At 60.0% G+C, this 22,241-nt stretch carries 21 protein-coding genes; 10 read left to right on the top strand and 11 right to left on the bottom strand.

What is annotated here, in order from left to right; genetic code table 11:
• Positions 1-2: 2 nt before the first annotated feature.
• From ACSQ26_RS14065 to ACSQ26_RS14050, 4 genes are all read right to left on the bottom strand, one after another.
• Positions 3-206, bottom strand: coding sequence for a hypothetical protein (locus tag ACSQ26_RS14065; protein WP_436009748.1), 204 nt, complete (start codon positions 204-206; stop codon positions 3-5).
• Complete coding sequence (locus tag ACSQ26_RS14060; protein ID WP_258161309.1) at positions 203-1,156, bottom strand: carbohydrate ABC transporter permease; 954 nt, start codon at positions 1,154-1,156, stop codon at positions 203-205. Before ACSQ26_RS14060 ends, ACSQ26_RS14065 begins: the two co-directional genes overlap by 4 nt.
• Positions 1,153-2,097 (bottom strand): carbohydrate ABC transporter permease, encoded by a 945-nt coding sequence (locus ACSQ26_RS14055; RefSeq protein ID WP_436015272.1) that lies wholly within the window; start codon positions 2,095-2,097, stop codon positions 1,153-1,155. Before ACSQ26_RS14055 ends, ACSQ26_RS14060 begins: the two co-directional genes overlap by 4 nt.
• Positions 2,098-2,221: 124 nt before the next feature.
• Complete coding sequence (locus ACSQ26_RS14050; RefSeq protein ID WP_436009745.1) at positions 2,222-3,553, bottom strand: ABC transporter substrate-binding protein; 1,332 nt, start codon at positions 3,551-3,553, stop codon at positions 2,222-2,224.
• 369 nt (positions 3,554-3,922) lie between these two features.
• Here ACSQ26_RS14050 and ACSQ26_RS14045 point away from each other — a divergent pair, with 369 nt between their 5' ends.
• The 3 genes from ACSQ26_RS14045 to ACSQ26_RS14035 all read left to right on the top strand — a co-directional run bounded on the left by ACSQ26_RS14045 (position 3,923) and on the right by ACSQ26_RS14035 (position 7,068).
• Entirely contained in the window at positions 3,923-6,031 is a 2,109-nt protein-coding gene (locus tag ACSQ26_RS14045; protein ID WP_436009743.1) for an FAD-dependent oxidoreductase, read from the top strand.
• A gap of 8 nt (positions 6,032-6,039) precedes the next feature.
• A complete protein-coding gene (locus ACSQ26_RS14040; RefSeq protein ID WP_436009741.1) occupies positions 6,040-6,411 on the top strand; it encodes a cupin domain-containing protein in 372 nt (123 codons plus the stop codon).
• A gap of 87 nt (positions 6,412-6,498) precedes the next feature.
• Positions 6,499-7,068, top strand: coding sequence for a tyrosine-protein phosphatase (locus tag ACSQ26_RS14035; protein ID WP_436009739.1), 570 nt, complete (start codon positions 6,499-6,501; stop codon positions 7,066-7,068).
• 105 nt (positions 7,069-7,173) lie between these two features.
• On the opposite strand, the gene ACSQ26_RS14030 is transcribed toward ACSQ26_RS14035, so the two are convergent.
• The 5 genes from ACSQ26_RS14030 to arcD are packed head-to-tail and all read right to left on the bottom strand — an operon-like array spanning position 7,174 to position 13,448.
• Positions 7,174-8,670: a Na+/H+ antiporter NhaC family protein gene (locus ACSQ26_RS14030; RefSeq protein ID WP_436009737.1), complete on the bottom strand. Its 1,497-nt coding sequence runs from the start codon at positions 8,668-8,670 to the stop codon at positions 7,174-7,176.
• 36 nt (positions 8,671-8,706) lie between these two features.
• Positions 8,707-9,642 (bottom strand): carbamate kinase, encoded by a 936-nt coding sequence (arcC, locus tag ACSQ26_RS14025; protein WP_436009735.1) that lies wholly within the window; start codon positions 9,640-9,642, stop codon positions 8,707-8,709.
• Between the two features lie 2 nt (positions 9,643-9,644).
• Complete coding sequence (locus ACSQ26_RS14020; protein ID WP_436009733.1) at positions 9,645-10,649, bottom strand: ornithine carbamoyltransferase; 1,005 nt, start codon at positions 10,647-10,649, stop codon at positions 9,645-9,647.
• Positions 10,650-10,691: 42 nt separating this feature from the next.
• Complete coding sequence (gene arcA / locus ACSQ26_RS14015; protein WP_436009731.1) at positions 10,692-11,921, bottom strand: arginine deiminase; 1,230 nt, start codon at positions 11,919-11,921, stop codon at positions 10,692-10,694.
• A 54-nt stretch (positions 11,922-11,975) separates the two neighbouring features.
• The gene (gene arcD / locus ACSQ26_RS14010) at positions 11,976-13,448 is read right to left on the bottom strand and encodes an arginine-ornithine antiporter (protein WP_436009729.1); all 1,473 of its coding nucleotides are present in this window, start codon (positions 13,446-13,448) and stop codon (positions 11,976-11,978) included.
• A gap of 492 nt (positions 13,449-13,940) precedes the next feature.
• Between arcD and napE the strand changes: the two genes are divergently transcribed.
• From napE to ACSQ26_RS13975, 7 genes are all read left to right on the top strand, one after another.
• Positions 13,941-14,117: a periplasmic nitrate reductase, NapE protein gene (napE, locus tag ACSQ26_RS14005; protein WP_436015270.1), complete on the top strand. Its 177-nt coding sequence runs from the start codon at positions 13,941-13,943 to the stop codon at positions 14,115-14,117.
• Positions 14,118-14,123: 6 nt separating this feature from the next.
• Positions 14,124-14,624: a ferredoxin-type protein NapF gene (locus ACSQ26_RS14000; RefSeq protein WP_436009727.1), complete on the top strand. Its 501-nt coding sequence runs from the start codon at positions 14,124-14,126 to the stop codon at positions 14,622-14,624.
• The gene (locus ACSQ26_RS13995) at positions 14,617-14,880 is read left to right on the top strand and encodes a chaperone NapD (protein WP_258161322.1); all 264 of its coding nucleotides are present in this window, start codon (positions 14,617-14,619) and stop codon (positions 14,878-14,880) included. Before ACSQ26_RS14000 ends, ACSQ26_RS13995 begins: the two co-directional genes overlap by 8 nt.
• Positions 14,877-17,381: a periplasmic nitrate reductase subunit alpha gene (gene napA / locus ACSQ26_RS13990; protein WP_436009725.1), complete on the top strand. Its 2,505-nt coding sequence runs from the start codon at positions 14,877-14,879 to the stop codon at positions 17,379-17,381. The genes ACSQ26_RS13995 and napA overlap by 4 nt, the downstream gene beginning before the upstream one ends.
• Positions 17,351-17,857, top strand: a complete 507-nt coding sequence (locus tag ACSQ26_RS13985) for a nitrate reductase cytochrome c-type subunit (protein ID WP_436009723.1) — start codon at positions 17,351-17,353, stop codon at positions 17,855-17,857. The genes napA and ACSQ26_RS13985 overlap by 31 nt, the downstream gene beginning before the upstream one ends.
• A complete protein-coding gene (locus ACSQ26_RS13980) occupies positions 17,854-18,543 on the top strand; it encodes a NapC/NirT family cytochrome c (RefSeq protein WP_436009721.1) in 690 nt (229 codons plus the stop codon). Before ACSQ26_RS13985 ends, ACSQ26_RS13980 begins: the two co-directional genes overlap by 4 nt.
• 384 nt (positions 18,544-18,927) lie before the next feature.
• Positions 18,928-19,404, top strand: a complete 477-nt coding sequence (locus ACSQ26_RS13975) for a histidine kinase (protein WP_436009719.1) — start codon at positions 18,928-18,930, stop codon at positions 19,402-19,404.
• Between the two features lie 96 nt (positions 19,405-19,500).
• Here the strand turns inward: ACSQ26_RS13975 and ppk2 are convergent, their stop codons facing one another.
• Positions 19,501-20,337, bottom strand: a complete 837-nt coding sequence (ppk2, locus tag ACSQ26_RS13970; protein WP_436009717.1) for a polyphosphate kinase 2 — start codon at positions 20,335-20,337, stop codon at positions 19,501-19,503.
• A 440-nt stretch (positions 20,338-20,777) separates the two neighbouring features.
• Entirely contained in the window at positions 20,778-21,872 is a 1,095-nt protein-coding gene (locus ACSQ26_RS13965; protein ID WP_436009715.1) for a porin, read from the bottom strand.
• Between the last annotated feature and the right edge of the window lie 369 nt (positions 21,873-22,241).

Below are 22,241 nucleotides of genomic sequence, written 5' to 3'. Positions count from 1 at the left end.
ATCTACTCCGGAAACTTCGAGACGATGACGAACATGGCCGTGCCTGCCAGCAGCGTCACGAAGGAATAGGTATAAAGCGCCATCACGAATGGCTGGAACATCATCAGGAAGCCGGCGCCGATCATCGCCACCGCGATATTCTCCAGCCGGCCGCGGCGCAGCCAGGGCGATTTCTTGTTGACCGGCTTTGTGCTGTCGATGCTCATTTGCGCACGGCTCCGAAGGTGATCCCGCGCAGCAGTTGCTTGCGCAGCAGGATGGTGAAGAGCAGGATCGGGATCAGGAAGATCGTGGTGCCGGAGGCCACGGCCGGCCAGTCCTGCCCGCCTTCGCCGATGATGGTCGGGATGAAGGGCGGCGCGGTCTGAGCGGTGCCAGAGGTCAAGAGCGCCGCGAAGGCATATTCGTTCCAGGCGAAGATCAGGCAGAAGATCGCGGTGGCGGCAATGCCCGTTGTCGCCTGCGGCAGCACGACCTTGCGGAAGGCCTGCAGCCGCGTATAGCCGTCGATCATCGCTGCTTCCTCGTATTCCCGCGGGATTTCGTCGATGAAGCCCTTGAGCAGCCAGACGGCGAGCGACACGTTGACCGCCGTATAGAGCAGGATCATGCCGAGCGCCGTGTCGGACAGGCCGAGTTCGCGATACATGAGATAGATCGGGATCGCCACCGCCACCGGCGGCATCATGCGGGTGGACAGGATGAAGAACAGCAGGTCATCGGCCAGCGGCACCTTGAAGCGCGAGAAGCCGTAGGCGGCGAGCGTGCCGAGGAACACCGCGAGGAAGGTCGAACCGAAGGCGATAACCAGCGAATTGACGAAGCGCGGCAGGAAGTTCGACGGCCCGGCAATCACCATGTTGCGCTTGCGGGTGACCGTGTCGCAGGTGCCCTGCGGCGCGCCGAGTGCTGCGATGTAATCGGGCGTCTGCCGCGTCCGGGTCGTGAACAGGTTGCAATAGCCCTCGAGCGTCGGCGTGAACAGGATGCGCGGCGGATAGGCAATCGAATCCGGCGGCGACTTGATGCTGGTCAGGAAGATCCAGGCGAGCGGCACCATCGTGATCAGCGCATAGATGATGACGATCGTGCCGGCGACGTACTTTGTGGTCTGGCTCGGCTCGACGACCGAGTGGGCTGTGTTGCCGGAGCTCATCTCTGCTTCACCTTGTTGAGTGCCTTGACATAGATGTTGGCGAGGCCGAACACCGCGACGAAGAGAACGATGGCGAAGGCGGAGGACCGGCCGGTCGCCCAGCTCTCGAACGCCTGGCGCTTGAGCGTGATCGAGGCGACCTCGGTGGTCGAGCCGGGTCCGCCACCGGTCAGCAGCGTCACCATGTCGAACATCTTGAAATTCTCGATGCCCCGGAACAGCACCGCCAGCATGATGAAGGGCAGCGCCATCGGCACGGTGATCGTCCAGAACTGCCGCCAGGGAGAGGCGCGATCGACCTCGGCTGCCTCGTAGATGTAATCCGGGATCGAGCGCAGGCCGGCAAGGCAGATCAGCATCACATAGGGCGTCCACATCCAGGTATCGACGATGATGATCGACCAGGGCGCGAGGCTTGTATTGCCGAGCATCTGGATATCCGAGGGATGCAGCCCCGAGACGAACGACACGGCATAGGCGAAGAGGCCGATCTGCGGCTCGTAGAGAAAGCGCCAGAAGTTTCCCACCACCGCGGGCGACAGCATCATCGGGATCAGGATGATCGTCGTCCAGAAGGCATGTCCCCGGAACTTGCGGTCGATCAGATAGGCAAGAGAGAAGCCGATTAGCGTTTGCAGCACGATGGTCCAGAACACGAAATGCGCCGTGGTCTGCATCGCCATCCAGATATCGGGATCGTTGAGCACCCGCTCGTAATTTCTCAAGCCCACGCTTTCGACGACCGCGTTCGGCCGGTTGGCGCGGAAATTGGTGAAGGACAGATAGATCGCCCAGAACAGCGGAAAGATATTGATCGCCAGCAACAGCACGATGGCCGGGGAGATGAAGACCCAGGCGATCCACCTGTCGGACAGGCCACGTATGCGGTGCGCGGCCTTGAGCGGCGTCTTCCGGGCCAAGACTTCGGCGGCCCTATCCATCGCGGATGAGGTGGTGTCGGTCACCGGATTTTCCTTGGGTTTCATGTGCCGGTCTTCCGGCCTTGATTGTCAGGCTCCGGTCAGGCCCCGCCGCCGTAACGGCGAGACCTTTCCGGGGAGAAGGTTAGATCTTGCCGTCGTCTTCGAACACTTCAGTCCAGTCCTTGACCAGGCCGTCGAGTGCCTCTTTCGCGGTGCCGTTGCCGGCAACGACATAGTCGTGGAAGCGCTTCTGCGAAGCCTGCAGCAGCGAAGCGTAGCTCGGCTCTGCCCAGAAGTCCTTCACGATCGCCATCGATTCCAGGAAGGTCTTGGCATAGGGCTGGCTGGCGACGAAGCCCGGGTCTTCGACCACCGCCTTCAGGCATGAGAAGCCGCCGAGCTGCCACCACTTGGCCTGTACGTCAGGCTGGGCGAACCACTTGATGTACTTGAGCGCGGCTTCCTGCTTGTCGGAATAGGCGACGACCGAGATACCCTGACCACCGAGCTGCGCGAACTGCTCGCCATCCGGTCCCTTGGGGTTGGCGAAGTAGCCGATCTTGTCGCCACCGACGGCTTCGTCCTTCTGCAGGCCAGGCCAGGTGAAGGCGAAGTTCATGTGCATCGCCACCTGTCCGGATTTGAAGGCATCGACGCCTTCGCCCATATAGCTGTTCGATGCGCCCGGAGGCGTGCAGCAATCGTAAAGCGCCTTGTAGAATTCCAGGCCCTTCACGGATTTCTCGGAATTCACGAAGCCTTCCATGTCGTAGGGCTTGTCCGGGTTTTCATACTTGAAGCCGAACGAGTAGAGTACGTCCATCGTGCCCATTGTCACGCCTTCCGAGCCGCGCTCGGTATAGATCGATGCGCCATAGACGGTCTTGCCGTCGACCTCGCGCTTCTGGAAGAACTCGGCGATCTGCTTGAGCTGCTCGAAAGTCGTCGGCGCGGCCAGATCCCAGCCGTACTTTTCCTTGAATTCCTTCTGCAGTTCCGGCTTGGTGAACCAGTCCTTGCGATAGGTCCAGCCGACGACGTCGCCCATGGCGGGCAGCGCCCAGTAATTCGGCGTGTTCTTCGGCCATTCGGAATAACCCACGACCGTCGCCGGCACGAAGTCATCCATCTTGATGCCTTCCTTGTCGAAGAAGTCGTTGAGCTTGACATAGTGGCCGTTCTCGGCCGAGCCGCCGATCCACTGGCTGTCGCCGATAATCAGGTCGCAGAGCTTGCCCTTGGAATTGAGTTCGTTGAGGAAGCGGTCGGCGTAGTTGGTCCACGGCACGAATTCGAATTTCATGTCGATGCCGGATTTGGCGGTGAAGTCCTTCGACAGTTCCACCAGCGCGTTGGCCGGGTCCCATGCCGCCCAGCAGAGCGTGAGTTGTTCGGCTTGCGCGCTCTGTCCAATGCCGAGGCTCAGCACAGCAGCGGTCGTGGCTCCGAGTATGGCTTTTCCTAAATGACGCATGATTTCCTCCCAGTTGGCACCGGCCCCATGCCGGCCCGAATCGGCCCCGTTCCCGTGGGACCAATAACTCGGACAAACCAGGTCTCCCCACCCGAATGTTGAGTTATATGTTTATATCGACACAAATCACTAAACATGGCAATCGGAAAATGTGCTGCATTGCAGCAGGTGCGGCGCGCGCTTGAGGCAGGAATTGTTTAGTTGATTGGATTCACTCAAGTTTTGGCGCAAGAACGAGAGTGTTGGAAACGCGCGACGAGATCGCATTTTGACCGTCTGCTTCCGTTTCTTCAAACCAATGCGACTGCAAAGATTACTTTATCTGAAGCAGCGGCTATGGCTCGTTGCGTTGCATGAAGGAGGAACGCGATGGATGAATTCGTGGAATGGGGCACCAAGCTGGCGCGGCCCGCCCGCTATGACGTGCTGTTCGAGCCCGTCAAGATCGGGCCCGTGACGGCACGCAACCGGTTCTACCAGGTGCCGCATTGCAACGGCATGGGCTACCGCGACCCCACCGCGCTCGCCCATATGCGCGGCGTCAAGGCCGAGGGCGGCTGGGCGGTGATCTGCACCGAACAGGTCGAGCTTCATCACACCTCCGAGATCACGCCCTTCATCGAACTCAGGCTGTGGGACGATCGCGATATCCCGGCGCTCTCGCGCATGGCCGACAAGATCCATGAACACGGCAGCCTCGCCGGCATCGAGCTTGCCTATAACGGCATGAACGGCTCCAACCTCTATACGCGCGAAGTGCCGATGGGACCGGCGCATCTGCCGGTCGCCACGTTCACCTACGATCCAGTGCAGGCGCGTCGCATGGATGCCGAGGACATCAGGAATGTCCGCAAATGGCATCTGGCGGCGGTCCGGCGTGCGAAGCGTGCGGGCTTCGACCTGATCTACGTCTATGCCGCCCACGCGCTCGGCTTCCTGCATCACTTCCTGTCGCGCCGCTACAACCAGCGTACCGACGAATACGGCGGTTCGATCGAAAATCGCATTCGCCTGATGCGCGAGATCACCGAGGAGACGATTTCGGCGGTGGGCGATACCTGCGCCGTGCCGATCCGTATTTCGGTCGATGAACTGCTGGGTGAGGGCGGTCTCTATAAGGAGGAGGTCGAGGACATGATCGGCCTGATGGGCGATCTGCCCGACCTCTGGGACGTGACGTTGGCCGGCTGGGAAAACGACAGCCGCACCTCACGCTTCGGCGAGGAGGGCGAACAGGAGCCGTTCATATCGGGCATCAAGCGGCTCACCTCCAAGCCGGTCGTCGGCGTCGGCCGTTATACCTCGGTCGATCGCATGGTCAGCCTGGTCAACAAGGGCATTCTCGACATGATCGGTGCCGCACGGCCCTCGATCGCCGATCCATTCCTGCCCAAGAAGATCGAGGATGGCCGCTTCGACGACATCCGCGAATGCATCGGCTGCAACATCTGCGTCTCCGGCGATTTCACCCAATCGCCGATCCGCTGCACCCAGAACCCCACCATGGCCGAGGAATGGCGCAAGGGCTGGCACCCGGAGAAGGTGCGCCGGAAGAAGACCGACAAGCCGGTGCTGATCGTCGGCTCCGGCCCGGCAGGACTTGAGGCTGCGCAGACGCTTGGCAAGCGCGGCTATGACGTGACGCTCGCCGAAGCCGGCACCGAACTCGGTGGCCGCGTGCTGAAGGAGGCGAAGCTGCCGGGCCTCTCCGCCTGGATCCGCGTCGCCGATTACCGCAAGTTGCAGCTCAACCAGTTGCCCAATGTCGCAACCTATTTCGAGAGCCGCCTTACGGCCGACGATGTGTTGAGCTTCGGCATCCCGCGCGTGGTGATCGCCACCGGCTCGACCTGGCGCGCCGATGGCGTCGGCCACTATCACACGCTGCCGATGCCGATCGCCGAGAGAAGCCAGGTGCTCTCGCCGAGCGACGTGATGGACGGCCGCATGCCTGTTGGCAGGACGGTTCTCATCTGGGACGACGAGCATTATTACATGGGCGGCGTCATGGCCGAACTCATGGCCGAGAAGGGTTTTGACGTGACTTATGCCACACCCGCCTCGGAAGCTTCGACCTGGACCCGCAACACGATGGAGCAGCATTTCATCCAGAAGCGGATGCTGGAAAAAGGCATCAAGATCATCAGCTTCAAGGCGCTGGAAAGTATCTCGCCCGGCGAAGCCGTGCTCGCCTGCACCTTCACCGGCAAGCTGGAAAAGATCGCCGCCGATTGCGTCATCCCGGTCACCGCACGCCTGCCGAATGATGAACTCTGTCTCGATTTGCAGGCGCGAAAACCCGAATGGGCCGACAGCGGCATCGAAAGCGTCACCGCAATCGGCGATGCACTGGCGCCCGCAACCATCGCCCACGCCACCTATGCCGGCCGCCGCTATGCCGAGGAACTCGACCAGCCGCCGCTCGCCGAGGACGAACTCCCCTTCAAACGCGAAATCACCGGCCTCGTGCCGCTATGAGGAATGACATGATGATACCGTTCAAGCTCGATATGGACCGCGCCGGCCTCGACGCCTGGGGCACGCCGGAGGATATCGGCGCGGAGACCATTGAGGGTCCGATGCAGGTGTCGGGCAAGCTCGCCTTCGGTGCGTTCGAAACACCGGTTTCCGGCGGCCTTTATGCTGCGACCCGAGGCAAGTACCGCGTCACCTATCCCTTCCATGAACACGCCACGCTGCTCGATGGCGAACTTGCACTCACCGACGAGGCGACCGGCATGACGGTTCATTACGAGCCCGGCGACAGCTGGATCATCGCCAAGGGTACAAAGGTGATCTGGCACGTCATCTCGCCGTCCATCCGCAAAAGCTACCTCGCTGTGAACACCGACATTTGATGGTCGCGGGCAGGTCGCGACGTCTTGTCATTTGACTGGCAGGGGCCGTCGGCGCTAACTCGCCCGCACAATGGAGCCTTCCACCTGATGAAACGATTGCGCCGCATCGCTATCATATCCGTCGCGCTCGTATTGGGAGCCGGCGTCTGGCTCGGCCTGCAATATCTCACCGGCAATGTGCATGAGGTCATCGCCGGGCAATTCTACCGCTCCGGCCAGCTCTCTGGCAACGGCTTTGCTACGGTCATCGAGCGCTACAACATCAAGACCGTGCTGAATCTCAGGGGCGAAAGCCATCGCCAGTGGTACCAGGATGAGGTCGGCGCCACGACGCGCCTCGGCGTCCGCCACATCGACTTCAAGATGTCGGCGCTCAAGGAACTCACGCTTGACGAAACCAAGCAGCTGGTGACGATGATGCGCGATGCGCCCAAGCCGCTGCTCATCCATTGCGAGGGCGGTGCCGACCGCTCCGGCTTCGCTGCCGTCCTCTACCTCCAGCAGATCGCCGGCATCAACGAGGACATCGCCGAACTCCAGTTGTCCCCCTATTTCGGCCATTTCGGCATTTCCTGGCTCACCGGCACCCAAGCCATGGACGAGAGTTGGGAGAAGTTCGAGGACGAAAACGGCATCGAGGCGACTGGGTTTCTGTGAAGACGTTTCTCGCTTGGCGCTAGCCGTCAATGCACCGAGGCGGGTTGGCGCGAGGCTCGATCACCTGCAGCGCCGCCACCCCTTCGGCACCGCCGCTGGCTCCGGTCAGTGGACGGCGGCGTCCGGCGCCATCCCCGGAGGCGTTGGCACATCCGGCGTTGGCGCAATCCTGATCACGCGCCAGCCAAGGAGAGTGAAGGCGATCGTGACGAGCGGGTTGAGGATGTTGAAGAAACAGTAGCCGAAATAGGCCGTCGTGCTCACGCCAAGGGCTGCGGCCATGTAGGCGCCGCAGCTGTTCCAGGGGATGAGCGGCGAGGTGACGGTGGCCGAATCCCCGACGACGCGCGACAGCATGACCGGCGCAAGGCCGCGTTGGGCGAAGGCCTGGCCGAACAGGCGTCCGGGCAGCGCGATGGAGATATACTGGTCGGATGTCACGACGTTCGACAGGACCGACGTGCCGACAACAGTTGACACCAGGCGCGAGGCGGACTTCGCGCTCTTGATCAGCGGGTCGATCAGCCGGTTCAGCAGGCGGGCATGTTCCATGACGGAGCCGAATGCGAGCGCCGTGATGATCAGCCAGACGGTGTTCATCATGCTCGATATACCGCCTCGGGTCAGAATCTGATCGAGCCCCTTGTCGCCGGTCGATGCGACATAGCCGTTCGCGAGCGCCGACCAACTGCCCTTGAGCATGGCGAGCCCACTTGGAAGCTCGGGCGCGCCGGCGAATGCGATGACCCTCGCGGGATCGCTGATCAAGGCCAGGATGGCGCCGAACAGCGCGCCGGAGAAAATGGCGACGACGGCTGAAACCCGCAGGATGGACAGGCCCAAAACCAGCACCAGCGGCAGAAATGCCCAGAGCGATACCGGTATCTTGCTGTCGATGGATGCAAGCAACGCGCTCGCATCGAAATCGCCTGGACTGCCCAGCATGCCGAAGCCAATCAAGGAGAGCAGGAGCGCTGGGACGGACGTCCAGAGTGACTCGCGGATGTGGGCATAGATATTCGAACCGGACACCGCAGTTGCGAGGTTGACCGTATCGGAAAGGGGCGAAGCCTTGTCGCCGAAATAGGCACCGGAGATCACAGCACCGGCGGTGATCGCCGGCGACAGGCCCATGTTGGCGGCAATGCCCATGAGGCCGATGCCGATCGTGCCGGCGACCGTCCAGGAACTGCCGATGCTGAAGGCGACCGCGGCGCAGACCAGTGCTGTCGTGGCGTAGAAATAGTGGGGGCTCAGAATCTTCATCCCGTAATAGACCATCGAGACGATCGTGCTACTCAGCGCCCAGGCGCCAATCAGCGCACCGACCGCCAGCAGGATGAGGATGGCCGGCAGACCCTTGGCGATGCCCGCGACCACCGACTGGCGGATGCCCTCCCAATCCATGCCATTCTTGTAGGCAATGCCGGCCGCGATCAGGCCGCAGAACACAAGCGCGACCTGGTTTGGCCCGGAGGATGCGGCATCGCCAAAGAGCAGATACGAGAGCGCAAGCAGACCGATCAGCGCCAGGCTCGGAATCAAGGCGTCGAGTAGTGATGGCGGCCGAACGGTCCCGGCAGGTTCCTTCAATTCAACCATCTTCCCACCCGCTGCCCGGCCCCCTGGCCGGCATGTTCAATGCCAACTGATGTCTTGGTAGCTTGAGCTGATGATCGTGCCGCGCTCGTGCTTGACGATATGGGGAATGTCCGCCAGCGAACCGATCGCCGCCGCCTTGCCGGTTGCCTTGGCGAACTGGCAGGCAGCATCGACCTTTGGTCCCATCGAGCCGGCGGGGAATGAATATTTGCCGATCGCCTCGGGGCTGGTCTTGTGGATCGCCTTCTGGTTCGGCGTACCCCAGTCAACGAACACGGCATCCGCATCGGTCGCCATGATGTAGAGGTCGGCTTCCAACTCACGGGCAAGGAGTTCGGAGCAGAGGTCCTTGTCGATGACGGCCTCGACACCCTTGAGTTTTCGATCGGCGCCCTTCTCATACATGGTCGGAATGCCGCCGCCGCCGGCGCAAATGACCACCGCACCCTTTTCGAGCATCCAGCGCACCGGCCTGATCTCGAAGATGCGCTTGGGCAGCGGCGACGGCACGACGCGCCGCCACTTCTGCCCGTCCTGCTTGAAGACCCAGCCCTTTTCGCCCGCGAGCCGGTCCGCATCGGCTTTTTCATAGACGGGCCCGACGAACTTGGTTGGATTCTTGAAGCCGGGGTCGTCGCCATCGACCTCGACCATCGTCAAGAGCGTGGCGAAAGGCACCTCGAAAGGCAGGAGATTGCCGAGTTCCTGTTCCAGCATGTAGCCGATCATGCCTTCAGTCTCGGCACCTAGCACGTCGAGTGGATAGGCCTCGTCGGGCTTGTAGGCGGCGCCCTGCAGGGCAAGCAGGCCCACTTGCGGGCCGTTGCCATGGGTAATCACCACCTGATGCTCCTGGGCGATCGGCGCGATCGCTTCCGCGGCAATGCGGATGTTCCTGCGCTGGGCCTCCGCCGTCATGGGCTCGCCGCGTTTCAGCAGCGCGTTGCCGCCCAATGCGATGACGATACGCATGATCAATCCCCCAGCGTGGCGACGAGCAGGGCCTTGATCGAATGCAGCCGGTTTTCGGCCTGCTCGAACGCGACATTGGCCTCGGATTCGAAGACGTCATTCGTCACTTCCAGGCCGTTCTTCATGCCATAGTCTTCGGCTATCTGTTTGCCCAGCGTGGTCTCGGAATCATGGAACGCCGGCAGGCAGTGCATGAACTTGACCTGCGGATTGCCGCTGGCCTTCATGAGCGCCGGGTTGACCTGGTAGGGCGTCAGCAGCTTGATGCGCTCCTTCCAGACGTCCTTCGGCTCTCCCATCGACACCCACACATCCGTGTGGATGAAATCGACATCCTTGACGGCCGCTGCGGGATCATCCGTGACCGTCAGACGGGCACCCGATGCTTTTGCCAGCTCTTCTGCAATCTTCATATAGTCGTCCGCCGGCCAAAGCGATTTCGGACCGCAGATGCGAACGTCCATGCCCATGAGGCAGCCGACGATCAGCAGCGAATGGCCCATGTTCGACCTCGTATCGCCGACATAGGCGTATTTGATCTGCTCGACCGGCTTGTCGCTGAATTCACGCATCGTCATGACGTCGGCGAGCATCTGGGTGGGATGATACTCGTCCGTCAGACCGTTATAGACCGGTACGCCGGCCCATTTCGCCAGCGTTTCCACGCCACCCTGGGCAGCGCCACGATATTCGATCGCATCAAACATGCGTCCGAGCACGCGAGCAGTATCCTTGAACGATTCCTTGTGGCCGATCTGCGAGCCGGCTGGATCGAGATAGGTGACATTGGCGCCCTGGTCGGAGCAGGCGACTTCGAAGGCGCACCGGGTGCGGGTAGAAGTCTTCTCGAAGATCAGGCACACTTCCTTGCCCTTGAGGTGCTGCTGTTCCGTCCGGGCATATTTGGCGCGCTTCAGGTCTCGGCTGAGGTCGAGCAGGAAGCGGAATTCCCGCGGCGTGTAGTCCTGCACGGTCAGCAGCGAACGATTGCGAAGGTTGAGGCTCATGATAGTTCTCCTGATATCTCAAATATTTCGGCTTCGTTGCCGTCAGTAAGCTGGATCCCGCGAAATCGGGCAGGTCATGCAATGGCCGCCGCCCCGGCCGCGGCCGAGTTCCGCGCCACGGATGGTGATCACCTCGACGCCCGCCTTGCGCAGCAGCGTGTTGGTGTGGGTGTTGCGGTCGTAGGCCACGACCACGCCCGGCTCGAGCGCCACGACATTGTTGCCGTCGTCCCACTGTTCACGCTCGGCTTCATAGGCGTCGCCGCCAGTGCCTACCGTGCGCAGCTTGTCAATGCCCAGGGCCTCGGCGACCACTTCGAGCATCGGCTTCTTGTCTTCCCGGATCTCGAATCCGCCATTGTCACCGGTCGGATAAAGGCTGTAGCAGCGGATCTGGTCGACAACGTCGCGGAACAGGGTGACGAGATCGCGGTCGCAGAAACTGAAAACGGTATCGAGATGCATGGCAGCGCGGCTCTTCGGCATCAGGCAGCCGATGACGCGATCCGCGGCCTTGCTCTTGAACAACGAACTGGCGACCTGGCTCACGGCCTGGTAGGTCGTGCGCTCGCCCATGCCGATGAGCACATTGCCCTTGCCGATCGGCATGACGTCGCCGCCCTCCATGGTGGAACTGGCGAAGTGCTCGTCGGAGTCGCCCCACCAGATCTTGAAGTCGCCCCCCTGGAACATCGGATGGAACTTGTAGATCGCGCGCTGGATCAGCGTCTCCGGGCGGCGCGCCGGCCAGAACATCGGGTTGACGGTGACCCCATTGTAGATCCAGCAGGACGGGTCGCGCTGGAACAATGTGTTGGGAATCGGCGCTGTGATGAACTCGGAAGGACCGAATGCCTCCAGCAACATTGTCTTGGCCTTGGAATCAGGCAGATCGGCGATGGCGATCCCGCCGATGAGAAAGCGGGCGAGTTGGTTCGCCGGTAATTCGTCCAGCCAGGGCCGGACGGTATCGACCACCTGCATGCCAAGCGCATTGGGAACAATTCGCCGATCGAGCACGAAAGCCCGGGCCTCTCGATTTTCCATCGTCGTGGCCAGCAGGTCGTGCATCTCCAGAACTTCGACGCCCCGTTCCTGCATCTTCAGCACGAAGTCATAGTGGTCCTTCTGGGCTTCGTGGACCCAGATGACGTCGTCGAAGAGCAGATCGTGGCAATTGCCTGGGGTGAGGCGCTCGTGAGCGAGCGATGGCCTGCACACCATCACTGTCCTGAGTTTGCCGACTTCCGAATGAACACCAAATTTAGGCACGGTTAGGTCCTCCACTGGTCACTGGAATGTTCAAAACTTTCTGGTCCAACTCGGTCAGAGCGGGCTGATCTTGCCCGTAATGAGGAGGTAGGCCGCTATCACTGCAAGCAGGGTTATGACGACGGCAATCAGGGCTTCGGCGCCGGTAAATACCTTTTCGCCGTGCTCCCGCCGCGCCAGGACGTAGACAAGAATGCCGGGGACGAAGAGGATCGTGCACATCAGCAGGAAGGTGAGACCGGCGGCATAGACCAGCCACAGGCCATAGAGCGTGGCAACAAGGCCGACGATCAGGTCGCGGCTGCGTCCCTTTCCACCGGTGTAGGTTTCTCCGCTCAGGGCAAGCTTCAGCGCGTAGCCGCCCGAGAGAACATAGGGCGGCAGAATGGCGACCGAAGCGATGAAGTAGAAGAACTGATAGGCGCTCTTCGAGAAGAGGCTGAGGATCAGGAAGACCTGGATCAGGATGTTGGTCGCCCACAGCGCGTTGACGGGCGAACCGTTGGCGTTCTCGCTAGCGAACCAGCGTGGGAACGTGCCATCCTTGCCGCATGTGTAGGGAATTTCCGCACAGAGCAGCGTCCATGACAGGAAGGCTCCGCCGACCGAGACCATCAGGCCGAGGTTGATCATTGCCGCACCCCAATAGCCGATCAGCGGTTCGAGTACGCCGGCCATGGATGGGACCTTGAGCCCCGCAAGCTCGGTCTGGCTGAGCACGCCGGTCGAGATCAGCGACACCAGAATATAGATGCCGAGGGCACCGATGAAACCGATGACCGTTGCCCGGCCAACATCCGAACGATTGGCCGCACGTGCGGAATAGACGCTGGCGCCCTCGATGCCGATGAACACCCAGAGCGTCACCAGCATGGTGCTCTTGACCTGGTTGACGATGCTTCCGAGCCCGGTATCGCCCTCGGCGCCCGACGGCTGGCCCCAGAAATTGAAGGTGAACTTGTCCCAGTTGAAGGCGATGATCGCGATAATCACGAACAACAGCAGAGGTACGAGCTTCGCAGCCGTGGTGACGATATTGATGAAGGCAGCGCCCTTCACGCCCTGGAGCACGAGAAAGTGCACGAGCCATAGGCAGATCGAGGCGCCGGCGATGGAGATCAGGTTGTTGCCGTCGCCGAAGGTCGGCGCAAAGAAGGACAGGGCGGAGAAAATTGCTACCGCATAGGCGACGTTGCCGAGGAAGGCGCTGAGCCAATAGCCCCAGGCGCTGTTGAAGCCGACGAAAGCCCCGAAGCCCGCCTTGGCGTAGGCGTAAGGGCCAGCGTTGAGATCCGGCTTCCGCACGGCGAGCGACTGATAGACGAAAGCGAGCATCAGCATGCCGATGCCGGTGATAATCCAGCCGATGACGATCGCCCCCGGCGAAGCGTGGCGCGACATGTCGGAGGGAAGATTGAAGACGCCGCCACCGATCATAGAGCCGACCACGAGCGCAGTCAGCGGTATCAGCGTGAGCTTGTCCGACTTCTTTTCTGCCACCAAGTCCTGATCAACAACAACAGCCATAATATCACCTGACCTTTTTGGATTGGTACGTGAAGACTATGCGGAGCGGACGAATGTCACGGCACGATCGCCGGCACAAAGCCAGGTCGTGGCGAACGATGTCATTGTGGTTTTGGGTGCTAAGTTTCTTGTGCAGCTCGCGTTGAGAATGCACTGCGCGATGCGCCTATTCGCTCGTGTACAGCGTGTTGTCTCAACTGTTCTTGTAGTCTTACGGTCCCATCCCATCCCATGCCCGTTCATTTGGGATACTGCCGTGTTTCCCAACATTCAAGCACGTTACTGTAACGTGTTACGGTAATTTACGTGGCAATGGCGTGGTCATCAGGATTAGATGGTTTTGGGTGCCTTTGGGCTAGCCAAGAGTTAACCCCAACGCTTTGCCTTGATATGCCTACCGAGCTCTAAACCGGAGAGGCATTTCGGCCCTTACGTGTGGCAGTCCGAGTGTATGCCTTTCTGGGCACCTGGGAGGAAGATGTGGACGGCAAGATCGAATCTGGCGCGCCTATCGACTTCCGCAAACGCCGGCTGCGCGAGTTGGCGACCTTTTTCGTGCTCGCGTTTGGTATTTGGCCGATCGTCGCGGTTGGCGTCGTGGGCGGGTACGGCTTTCTTGTGTGGTTCTACCAGATTCTCAACGGGCCCCCCGGCCCGCATGGAGGCTAGAAGTCCATGCTTGGTTCGGCAGCAACGAGACGCAGTTTCCTGTTTGGCTTGGGTGAGAGCCGACCACAGGGCGTTCTGCCGCCTGGCGCGACGGCGGAGAGCATTTCGACGTGCTCGGGTTGCGGTAAATGCGTCGCCGGTTGCCCCCAGAAAATCATCCTCTTGGAGAGTGGCCGGCCTCGGGTCGATTTCTCCCGGGGTGAATGCACCTTTTGCGGCGAATGTAGCGCGCGATGTCCCGAGGCCGTGTTCACCACGGCCCACGCACTTCACTTTGATCACGTCGCCAACATCCAGGATCGTTGCCTGGCCCTGAACGCTGTCGATTGCCAATCCTGCAGAGACGCCTGCCCGGAGACCGCGATCCATTTCGTGCCGTTGCGCGGCATGCCATTCCAACCCGTACTCGACGCAGCCTGTTGCACCGGGTGCGGCGCTTGCATGTCTGTCTGTCCCGTCCAGGCGATTGGATTGTCAGCCGTTTCAAGGGAGTTCGAGCATGTCTGATGCCCGGGATTTCTGGCACGTCTCAAGCGCAATCGTGATGGCCCATCCCGACCGAGCAGCGGCGGTGGCAGAGACGATCGACCTCTTGCCGGGCGTGGAGGTTCATGCGGTGGGCGGCAGCAAGATTGTCGTGGTGATCGAGGGTGACTGCTTGGGTGCGCTCGGAGACACCTTGATTGAAATATCGGCGATGGCGGGGGTTCTCTCCGCCAACATGGTGTTTGAACAGGCGATTCAGCAGGAGATTGCGACATGACGATCGAGCTTACCCGCCGCCAGCTGCTGAAGGCGCATGCCGCCGCGGTCGCCGCGTCAACCGCCGGGATCGCATTGCCCGCCGCCGCCCAATCGATCGCTGGTGGCGTCGAGGCGGTCGAGATCAAGTGGTCCAAAGCACCCTGCCGCTTCTGCGGCACGGGTTGCGGCGTGATGGTCGGGGTGAAGGCTGGCCAGGTGGTCGCCACCCACGGCGACATGGAGGCGGAAGTCAACCGCGGTCTCAACTGCGTCAAGGGCTATTTCCTGTCGAAGATCATGTATGGCAAGGATCGCCTTACCGTACCCCTGCTTCGCAAGGCCGGCGGCATGTATGACAAGGACGGCGAGTTCGAGCCCGTCAGCTGGGACGAAGCCTTCGACGTGATGGCCGAACAATGCAAGCGGGTTCTCAAGGCGAAGGGACCGACGGCTGTTGGCATGTTCGGCTCCGGACAGTGGACGATCTTCGAAGGCTATGCTGCCACCAAATTGATGCGCGCGGGCTTCCGTTCCAACAATCTCGACCCGAATGCCCGACACTGCATGGCCTCGGCTGTCGTCGCCTTCATGCGCACCTTCGGCATGGATGAGCCGATGGGCTGCTATGACGATTTCGAGCATGCGGATGCCTTCGTGCTCTGGGGCTCCAACATGGCGGAGATGCACCCGATCCTCTGGACGCGCATTGCCGATCGGAGACTCGGACACGAGCATGTGAAGGTGGCGGTACTTTCGACGTTCACCCACCGCAGCATGGATCTCGCCGACGTCCCGATCATCTTCAAGCCAGGCACGGACCTCGCGATCCTCAACTACATCGCAAACTACATCATCGAGAACGGCAAGGTGAACCAGGACTTCGTCGACAAGCATACGAAGTTCATGAAGGGTACGACGGACATTGGTTACGGGCTCAGGCCGGATAATCCGCTGGAGCTGAACGCGACAGGGGTCGCAACGGCCGACAAGATGACCCCGATCGATTTCGAGGCCTTCAAGGCGCAGGTGTCCGAATACACTCTGGAAAAGACCGCCGAGATGACGGGCGCCGACACCGCTTTCCTCAAGCAATTGGCGGAACTTTACGCCGACCCCAAGATCAAAGTGATGTCGCTTTGGACGATGGGCTTCAACCAGCATGTCCGGGGCGTCTGGGCCAATCAGATGGTCTACAATCTTCATCTTCTGACCGGGAAGATATCGGAGCCGGGCAACAGCCCCTTCTCGCTCACCGGCCAGCCATCGGCATGCGGCACGGCGCGTGAGGTCGGCACGTTTGCGCATCGCTTGCCCGCCGACATGGTGGTGACCAATCCGGAACATCGCAAGCATGCCGAGGAAATCTGGAAACTGCCGCACGGATTGCTGCCCGACAAGCCCGGCTATCACGCGGTCCTGCAGGATCGGATGCTGCATGACGGCAAGCTGAATTTCTATTGGGTACAATGCAACAACAACGTCCAGGCCGCCCCCAATACCAGCAACGAGACCTACAAGGGCTACCGCAACCCGGATAACTTCATTGTCGTTTCGGACGTCTATCCGACAGTCACGGCGATGAGCGCCGATCTCATCCTGCCCGCGGCGATGTGGGTGGAAAAGGAAGGTGCGTACGGCAATGCCGAGCGGCGCACTCATGTCTGGCATCAATTGGTGGACGCGCCGGGAGCCGCCCGTTCCGATCTCTGGCAACTGGTGGAATTTTCCAAGCGCTTCACGACCGACGAGGTCTGGACCAAGGAAATTCTCGACGCCAATCCTGCTTACAAGGGCAAGACGCTCTATGAAGTGCTGTTCCAGAACGGCAATGTCGATCGTTTTCCAGCGAGCGAGGTGTCGCCGGAATACGCAAACCTCGAGGTCAAGGATTTCGGATTCTATATCCAGAAGGGACTGTTCGAGGAATATGCGGCATTCGGGCGTGGTCATGGACACGATCTCGCGCCATACGACAAGTACCATACGGTACGCGGGCTGCGGTGGCCCGTCGTGAACGGAGAGGAAACGCGGTGGCGATATCGCGAGGGATATGACCCCTATGTGAAACCTGGCGAGGGCTTGAAATTCTATGGTCAGAAGGACGGTCGGGCGGTTATTCTTTCCGTGCCATATGAACCGCCGGCTGAATCGCCCGACGACGAGTTCGATTTCTGGCTTGTGACTGGGAGAGTGCTCGAGCACTGGCACTCCGGCTCGATGACGATGCGGGTTCCTGAACTCTACAGGGCCTTCCCCGGTGCACGCTGCTTCATGAATCCTGAAGATGCGCGCACGCGCGGCATCAACCAGGGTGCGGAGGTGCGGATCGTCTCACGGCGCGGCGAGATACGCTCGTGGATCGATATTCGGGGCCGCAACCGGATGCCGAAGGGTCTGATCTTCGTGCCGTGGTTCGATGCGAGCCAGTTGATCAACAAGGTGACGCTCGACGCCACCGATCCCATCTCCAAACAGACGGATTTCAAAAAATGCGCGGTCAAGATTCTTCCCGTCGCCTGATCTCGCGTCAGGTCTGGGGCGTCGTCGTCGTCGCCCTTCTGCTTGTTACCACCACGGTCGCGGTCGCGCAGATGGCCGACCGACGTGTTCCCCAGCTCTCGGGAAACATCGATCCGATGCAGGACGTCGATCCGGGCTACTTTCCAAAATGGGTCGTCGATGACCAGCGGCGCATGCGGGCCTATCCGGAGCAGCCGCCGATCATCCCGCATTCCATCGAGGGCTACCAGCTGACGGTCAACGCCAATCGCTGCCTCTCTTGCCACAAACGCGAGTTCACGGAGATCTCGGGCGCACCGATGATCAGCGTTACGCACTTCATGACGCGCCGGGCTCAGATGCTCGCCGACGTTGCACCGCGGCGATATTTCTGCACCGCTTGCCATGTGCCCCAGGCCGACATCAAGCCGCTGGTGGAAAACACGTTCAAGGATATGAGCGAACTCGGGTTCAGGCCGACTGGAAGCGAGCAATGATCAGGTGGCTAAGATTACTCTTTCAATGGGCGTGGGGAATCCTGACAAGGCCGGCGGCGACGCTCGGGCTCGGCTTTCTCACGCTTGGCGGCTTTGTCGGTGGCGTCATTTTTTGGGGCGCGTTCAATACCGCGCTCGAAGTCACCAACACTGAAGCTTTCTGTACATCCTGCCACGAAATGCGCGACAACGTATTCGAGGAACTCGGTCGCACCGTCCATTTTTCCAACCGCTCAGGCGTACGCGCCAGTTGTCCCGATTGCCATGTACCGCACGAGTGGACACGCAAGATCGCCCGGAAGATGCAAGCGTCCAAGGAAGTCTGGGGGAAGATATTCGGCACCATCGACACGCGGGAGAAATTTCTGGAACACCGTCTTGTACTTGCCAAGAACGAATGGGCGAGATTGAAGGCCAATGACAGCCTCGAATGCCGCAATTGCCACTCCACGATCGCGATGGATCTGTCCAAACAGACGCAGAGGGCCGCCGACATTCACACCAGATATCTACTGCCTGGCAAGGCGACCTGCATCGACTGCCACAAGGGCATCGCGCATGAGCTTCCCGACATGAGAGGTGTCGAGCCGGGTTGGAAAATGCCGGCTGATGCAACGGACGTATCATCGCTGCACTGGTCGGAAGTCCATGCATTGTCAAGTTATCTGGGCGAGCCTCAGCAGTAGCGAGGAACGATCGGCGAAGAAAGAGATCGTCCCAGGACCGCCTGGGAAACCTAGGAAACTTCGAACCGAGTTGGCGCGTCAACAGGAATTTGACCCCATCGCCGGGAGGCTGGCAAGAGGGCTAAAAGAACGGCCGGGCCTGGACGTAAAATGCAATGCGAATTTGACGAGGATGCAGACACGTGGCATTATACTACCTACTTAAGATTGCTGGCTGTCCTGCTGCATCAGGGGCGAATTCCATTGCGCAGATTGGTGCGCGCAGCCTTATTTTTCGCAGACATTTTGACGGCTGGGAACGACAGACAATGTAATACCTATGCCTGATTAGCAGTGCCTCATTGGAACCGTCATGAGTCAATCGTTGTTCGGGAGGACAGGAAAATGGACAGGACCAAAGATAGTGCTATCGACAGAGGCGCTGTACCCATAAGCGCTGAACAACTTCGAATGAACCTTCTGAAGGAGCAAATGGAGGCGCTCGCCAAGGAGGATCAGCTCCGTGCCCGGAAGCATGACGAACTGGCGAAATTCACCGAGAGCTTCATGAAGGATCACGTGAGCGACGAGGAAGTCGCGATGGTTCGCCGCATCGTCCTCGATGCGGCCAAGAACGGCAAGTACGAGGCCATGGTCTATAGCTTTCCCTCTGACCTTTGCACCGATAGCGGCAGGGCGATAAACAGCGGGGACCCGCAATGGACCGAAACGCTCCTCGGAAAGGCCAAGGAGTTCTATGAACGGTACATCACGCTGGCCAGACCGCAGGGCTATAAGCTCAAGGCCATGATCGTCACATTTCCCGAAGGCATACCGGGAGACGTGGGCTTTTTCCTGAATTGGGCCCCTGAGGTAAAATAGCGTCCAATTTGCCATATGCGGATGAGCGTAACCTGGAGCGTTTCACGCTTTGACGGAAGCGTACCTCCGCTCGTGAAGTCCTGTGGCTGGGTGGAGCTATGAAGGCGTCTGTAACACCTCCGGAACCGTGTTTCGCGGGGTCGGGTCGCTGACGAAGTCATCGGGGCGTTTTTGACGTTTCCCGAATACGGGTTTGTCGAACGGGACGTGCTCATACGGTATCGACTTCAAAATATGAGAAATGCAGTTTATCCGCGCACGCTTCTTGTCGTTGGACGGAACGATCCACCATGGCGCATGTCGGGTATCCGTCGCTGTGATCATTTCGTCATACGCACGCGTGTAATCCCACCAGCGGTTATACGATTCAACGTCCATCGGGCTCAGTTTCCATTGCCGAAGGGGGTCTTCGACCCGCTGCCGGAAACGCTTTTCCTGTTCCTCCTCGCTCACGTCGAGGAAGTATTTGAGCAACAGGATGCCACTCTCGACAAGTGCAGCCTCGAAACGGGGTGTGGTTTCGAGAAATCTACGCGCCTTCTTCTCGCTGCAGAAGCCCATGACACGTTCGACGCCGGGACGATTGTACCAGGAGCGATCGAAGATCACGACCTCGCCGCCGGCCGGCAGGTGTTGAAAGTAGCGCTGCATATAGATTTGGCTTTTCTCTCGATCGCCCGGTGCAGGCAATGCAACGACCCGAAATACCCGCGGGCTTACTTTCTCGGTGAGACGTTTGATAACGCCACCCTTGCCTGCGGCATCGCGACCTTCAAAAATGATAACGATGCGCGCGCCGGATTTCTTGACCCAGGCTTGCAGGTAGGAAAGCTCGATCTGCAGCCGGTTCAGCTCCTTGTCGTACGCTTTCCCCTTTAATCCGGCGTCGGATTCTGCGGACGTCGTGGCCGCTTTGTCATTCTTTTTGCTCATTTTCCCTCTCCCTTGCAATCTCTAGCATGACAGTAAAGCGAATGAAGAAAAAGCCGTTGCAAGGACAGGACTTGGCGGTTTCGCAGTCGGACTGCTGGTTCCAGTTGCACCGGTGAAATAAGTCTTATGCTTGACAGAATACCTGTGTCGTTCTGCGCCAAGCGTCACGACGGTTGTTGAGTCAGCCACCGCGTGTGCAATGGCAATGTTCGGTTTGTGTGCGCCGTACATTCGCGAATTATCGAGCTGTTATGCGATCGGGGTCCCCTGGAAAATGCTCAACTCCGAGGCAAAAACTACCAGTCCATCTCACTCAACACGAAGAAGTCGATGCGTCCCTCTGGCCTTTGGATGTTGCCCAAGGGACGCGGATTTTACCTCTCTGCCGTCAACGCAGCGAACAGCGCCCCGAACGGCCACTGTTCGCCACGCTGCGACGATCAGAACTCGCGCTGGAAGCGCAGCATGCCGGCCTTGGTGTCTGCGCCCTCGTCGTGGTTGAAGTAGATGCCTTCGGCGAGAACCGAGAAGCCCGACGCAACCTGCCAGTTGACATCGCCGACCAGGCGCCAGTCGCCGTTGTCGAACCACTGGATGTCCTTCGCGATATAGACGCTTTCGGTCACCTGCGCCGAGAAGCTGGCGATGGCGCTGAAGCCGTCATAGGCGAAGTAGATGTTTTCCGAGCTGTTCGAATAAAGGCCGTAGAACGTGAAGCCGTATTTGTCGATATCGGCCTTGAAGACCTTCTTGAAGGCAAAGGATTCATCGGATTCGTCATAGGCAATCGCCGCACCGGCCTGATAATTGCCCCACGTGCCCATGAAACCGCCGGAGATATCCGGCAGGTACTGGCGGCCGCGCTTGCCGGCGACGCCGTCGCCGTCATGGTCTTCCGGCTTGTAGAACTCGTCGGCATCGTTATCGAGCGAGATGAAGGCCTTGATGCTGCCGAAGTCGGCCGTGTAGCTCACATACTGGCGTGAATCCGGATAGTTGAAATCGGTCGAGTAGATGCTGCCGTCGTCGGTGCGGCTGCCGTCGCCCATGAACTTCGCCCACAGGCTGTCGTAGTTGCCGAATTCGAGACCGCCGATGCCGAAATAGAAATAGTAGGTCAGGTAGCTGTTATTGCCGTCGCCATAGATGTCTTCGCCGTTGTTGACGGAGTCACTCTGGATACGAAACCAGCTGAAGGCGGTGCCCCATTCGGTATCGTTCTTGGCTTCGGTATCGAGCCGGAGGCGCGTATGGTTGTCATAGGAATCCTTCGACACGTTGTCGCTGAGGAGACCGGCGCGGTCATATTTTTCAGTGCCGTCGGAGGAGAAGCGCTTTTCATAGCGCAACTCGCCACGAATCTTCAGGCAGGTCTCTGTCCCCGGAATGTAGAAGAAGCCGGTGCCGTAGGCATCGCAGACGCGGACATATTCCATCGGTTCCGGCTCGGCGGCGACGACCGCGTCGGCCGCCTGGGCGCCGGAGACAACTGCCAGAGCAGCGGCGGAGCCGAGAAGCAGGCTCTTGATGTTCATGGTATTGGTCCCCTCGATTGAGCATTCAGAACAGGCTGGAACAGAGAGGCCTCCCGCAGGCCTGGAATCTCCCACTCCGCGTTCAGGAATCTACTGCCCAAACGGCGTGACAGACAAACGGAATTGAGTCACCCTCCGCTCACGGGCTCTAATATACGATGTAACAGTTGCGCTTGTGCAACTAACCCCGCGTTAGCTGATCTGCGCCACGGCAGGAAGCTGCCCGCCACCGTCGCAACACCAGACCCGTCCGGCATTGATTGTGCTTGTCATTCGAAGGCAGTGCCATGACAGCCCGGCGATCCGCCCCCCTCGAACGCAAACGGAATTGCCGATCGCTTTCAACCGCAAACGGATTTGTTGTAACAG

The organism is Rhizobium sp. LjRoot254 (assembly GCF_964254105.1).
Taxonomy (GTDB): domain Bacteria; phylum Pseudomonadota; class Alphaproteobacteria; order Rhizobiales; family Rhizobiaceae; genus Rhizobium_E.
Note: the sequence above shows the minus strand (reverse complement) of the source record. Positions and strands in the feature narration are given on the sequence as shown.

Coding starts and splice junctions, on each gene's coding strand:
- ACSQ26_RS14055 (WP_436015272.1), bottom strand. CDS start 2,097: ATGGATAGGGCCGCCGAAGTCTTGGCCCGGAAGACGCCGCTCAAGGCC.
- ACSQ26_RS13965 (WP_436009715.1), bottom strand. CDS start 21,872: ATGAACATCAAGAGCCTGCTTCTCGGCTCCGCCGCTGCTCTGGCAGTT.
- ACSQ26_RS14020 (WP_436009733.1), bottom strand. CDS start 10,649: ATGAGCCTCAACCTTCGCAATCGTTCGCTGCTGACCGTGCAGGACTAC.
- ACSQ26_RS14040 (WP_436009741.1), top strand. CDS start 6,040: ATGATGATACCGTTCAAGCTCGATATGGACCGCGCCGGCCTCGACGCC.
- ACSQ26_RS14050 (WP_436009745.1), bottom strand. CDS start 3,553: ATGCGTCATTTAGGAAAAGCCATACTCGGAGCCACGACCGCTGCTGTG.
- arcD (WP_436009729.1), bottom strand. CDS start 13,448: ATGGCTGTTGTTGTTGATCAGGACTTGGTGGCAGAAAAGAAGTCGGAC.
- ACSQ26_RS13975 (WP_436009719.1), top strand. CDS start 18,928: ATGGACAGGACCAAAGATAGTGCTATCGACAGAGGCGCTGTACCCATA.
- ACSQ26_RS13985 (WP_436009723.1), top strand. CDS start 17,351: ATGCGCGGTCAAGATTCTTCCCGTCGCCTGATCTCGCGTCAGGTCTGG.
- ACSQ26_RS13980 (WP_436009721.1), top strand. CDS start 17,854: ATGATCAGGTGGCTAAGATTACTCTTTCAATGGGCGTGGGGAATCCTG.
- arcC (WP_436009735.1), bottom strand. CDS start 9,642: ATGCGTATCGTCATCGCATTGGGCGGCAACGCGCTGCTGAAACGCGGC.
- ACSQ26_RS14000 (WP_436009727.1), top strand. CDS start 14,124: ATGCTTGGTTCGGCAGCAACGAGACGCAGTTTCCTGTTTGGCTTGGGT.
- ACSQ26_RS14030 (WP_436009737.1), bottom strand. CDS start 8,670: ATGGTTGAATTGAAGGAACCTGCCGGGACCGTTCGGCCGCCATCACTA.
- ACSQ26_RS13995 (WP_258161322.1), top strand. CDS start 14,617: ATGTCTGATGCCCGGGATTTCTGGCACGTCTCAAGCGCAATCGTGATG.
- napA (WP_436009725.1), top strand. CDS start 14,877: ATGACGATCGAGCTTACCCGCCGCCAGCTGCTGAAGGCGCATGCCGCC.
- ACSQ26_RS14065 (WP_436009748.1), bottom strand. CDS start 206: ATGAGCATCGACAGCACAAAGCCGGTCAACAAGAAATCGCCCTGGCTG.
- ppk2 (WP_436009717.1), bottom strand. CDS start 20,337: ATGAGCAAAAAGAATGACAAAGCGGCCACGACGTCCGCAGAATCCGAC.
- ACSQ26_RS14035 (WP_436009739.1), top strand. CDS start 6,499: ATGAAACGATTGCGCCGCATCGCTATCATATCCGTCGCGCTCGTATTG.
- ACSQ26_RS14060 (WP_258161309.1), bottom strand. CDS start 1,156: ATGAGCTCCGGCAACACAGCCCACTCGGTCGTCGAGCCGAGCCAGACC.
- ACSQ26_RS14045 (WP_436009743.1), top strand. CDS start 3,923: ATGGATGAATTCGTGGAATGGGGCACCAAGCTGGCGCGGCCCGCCCGC.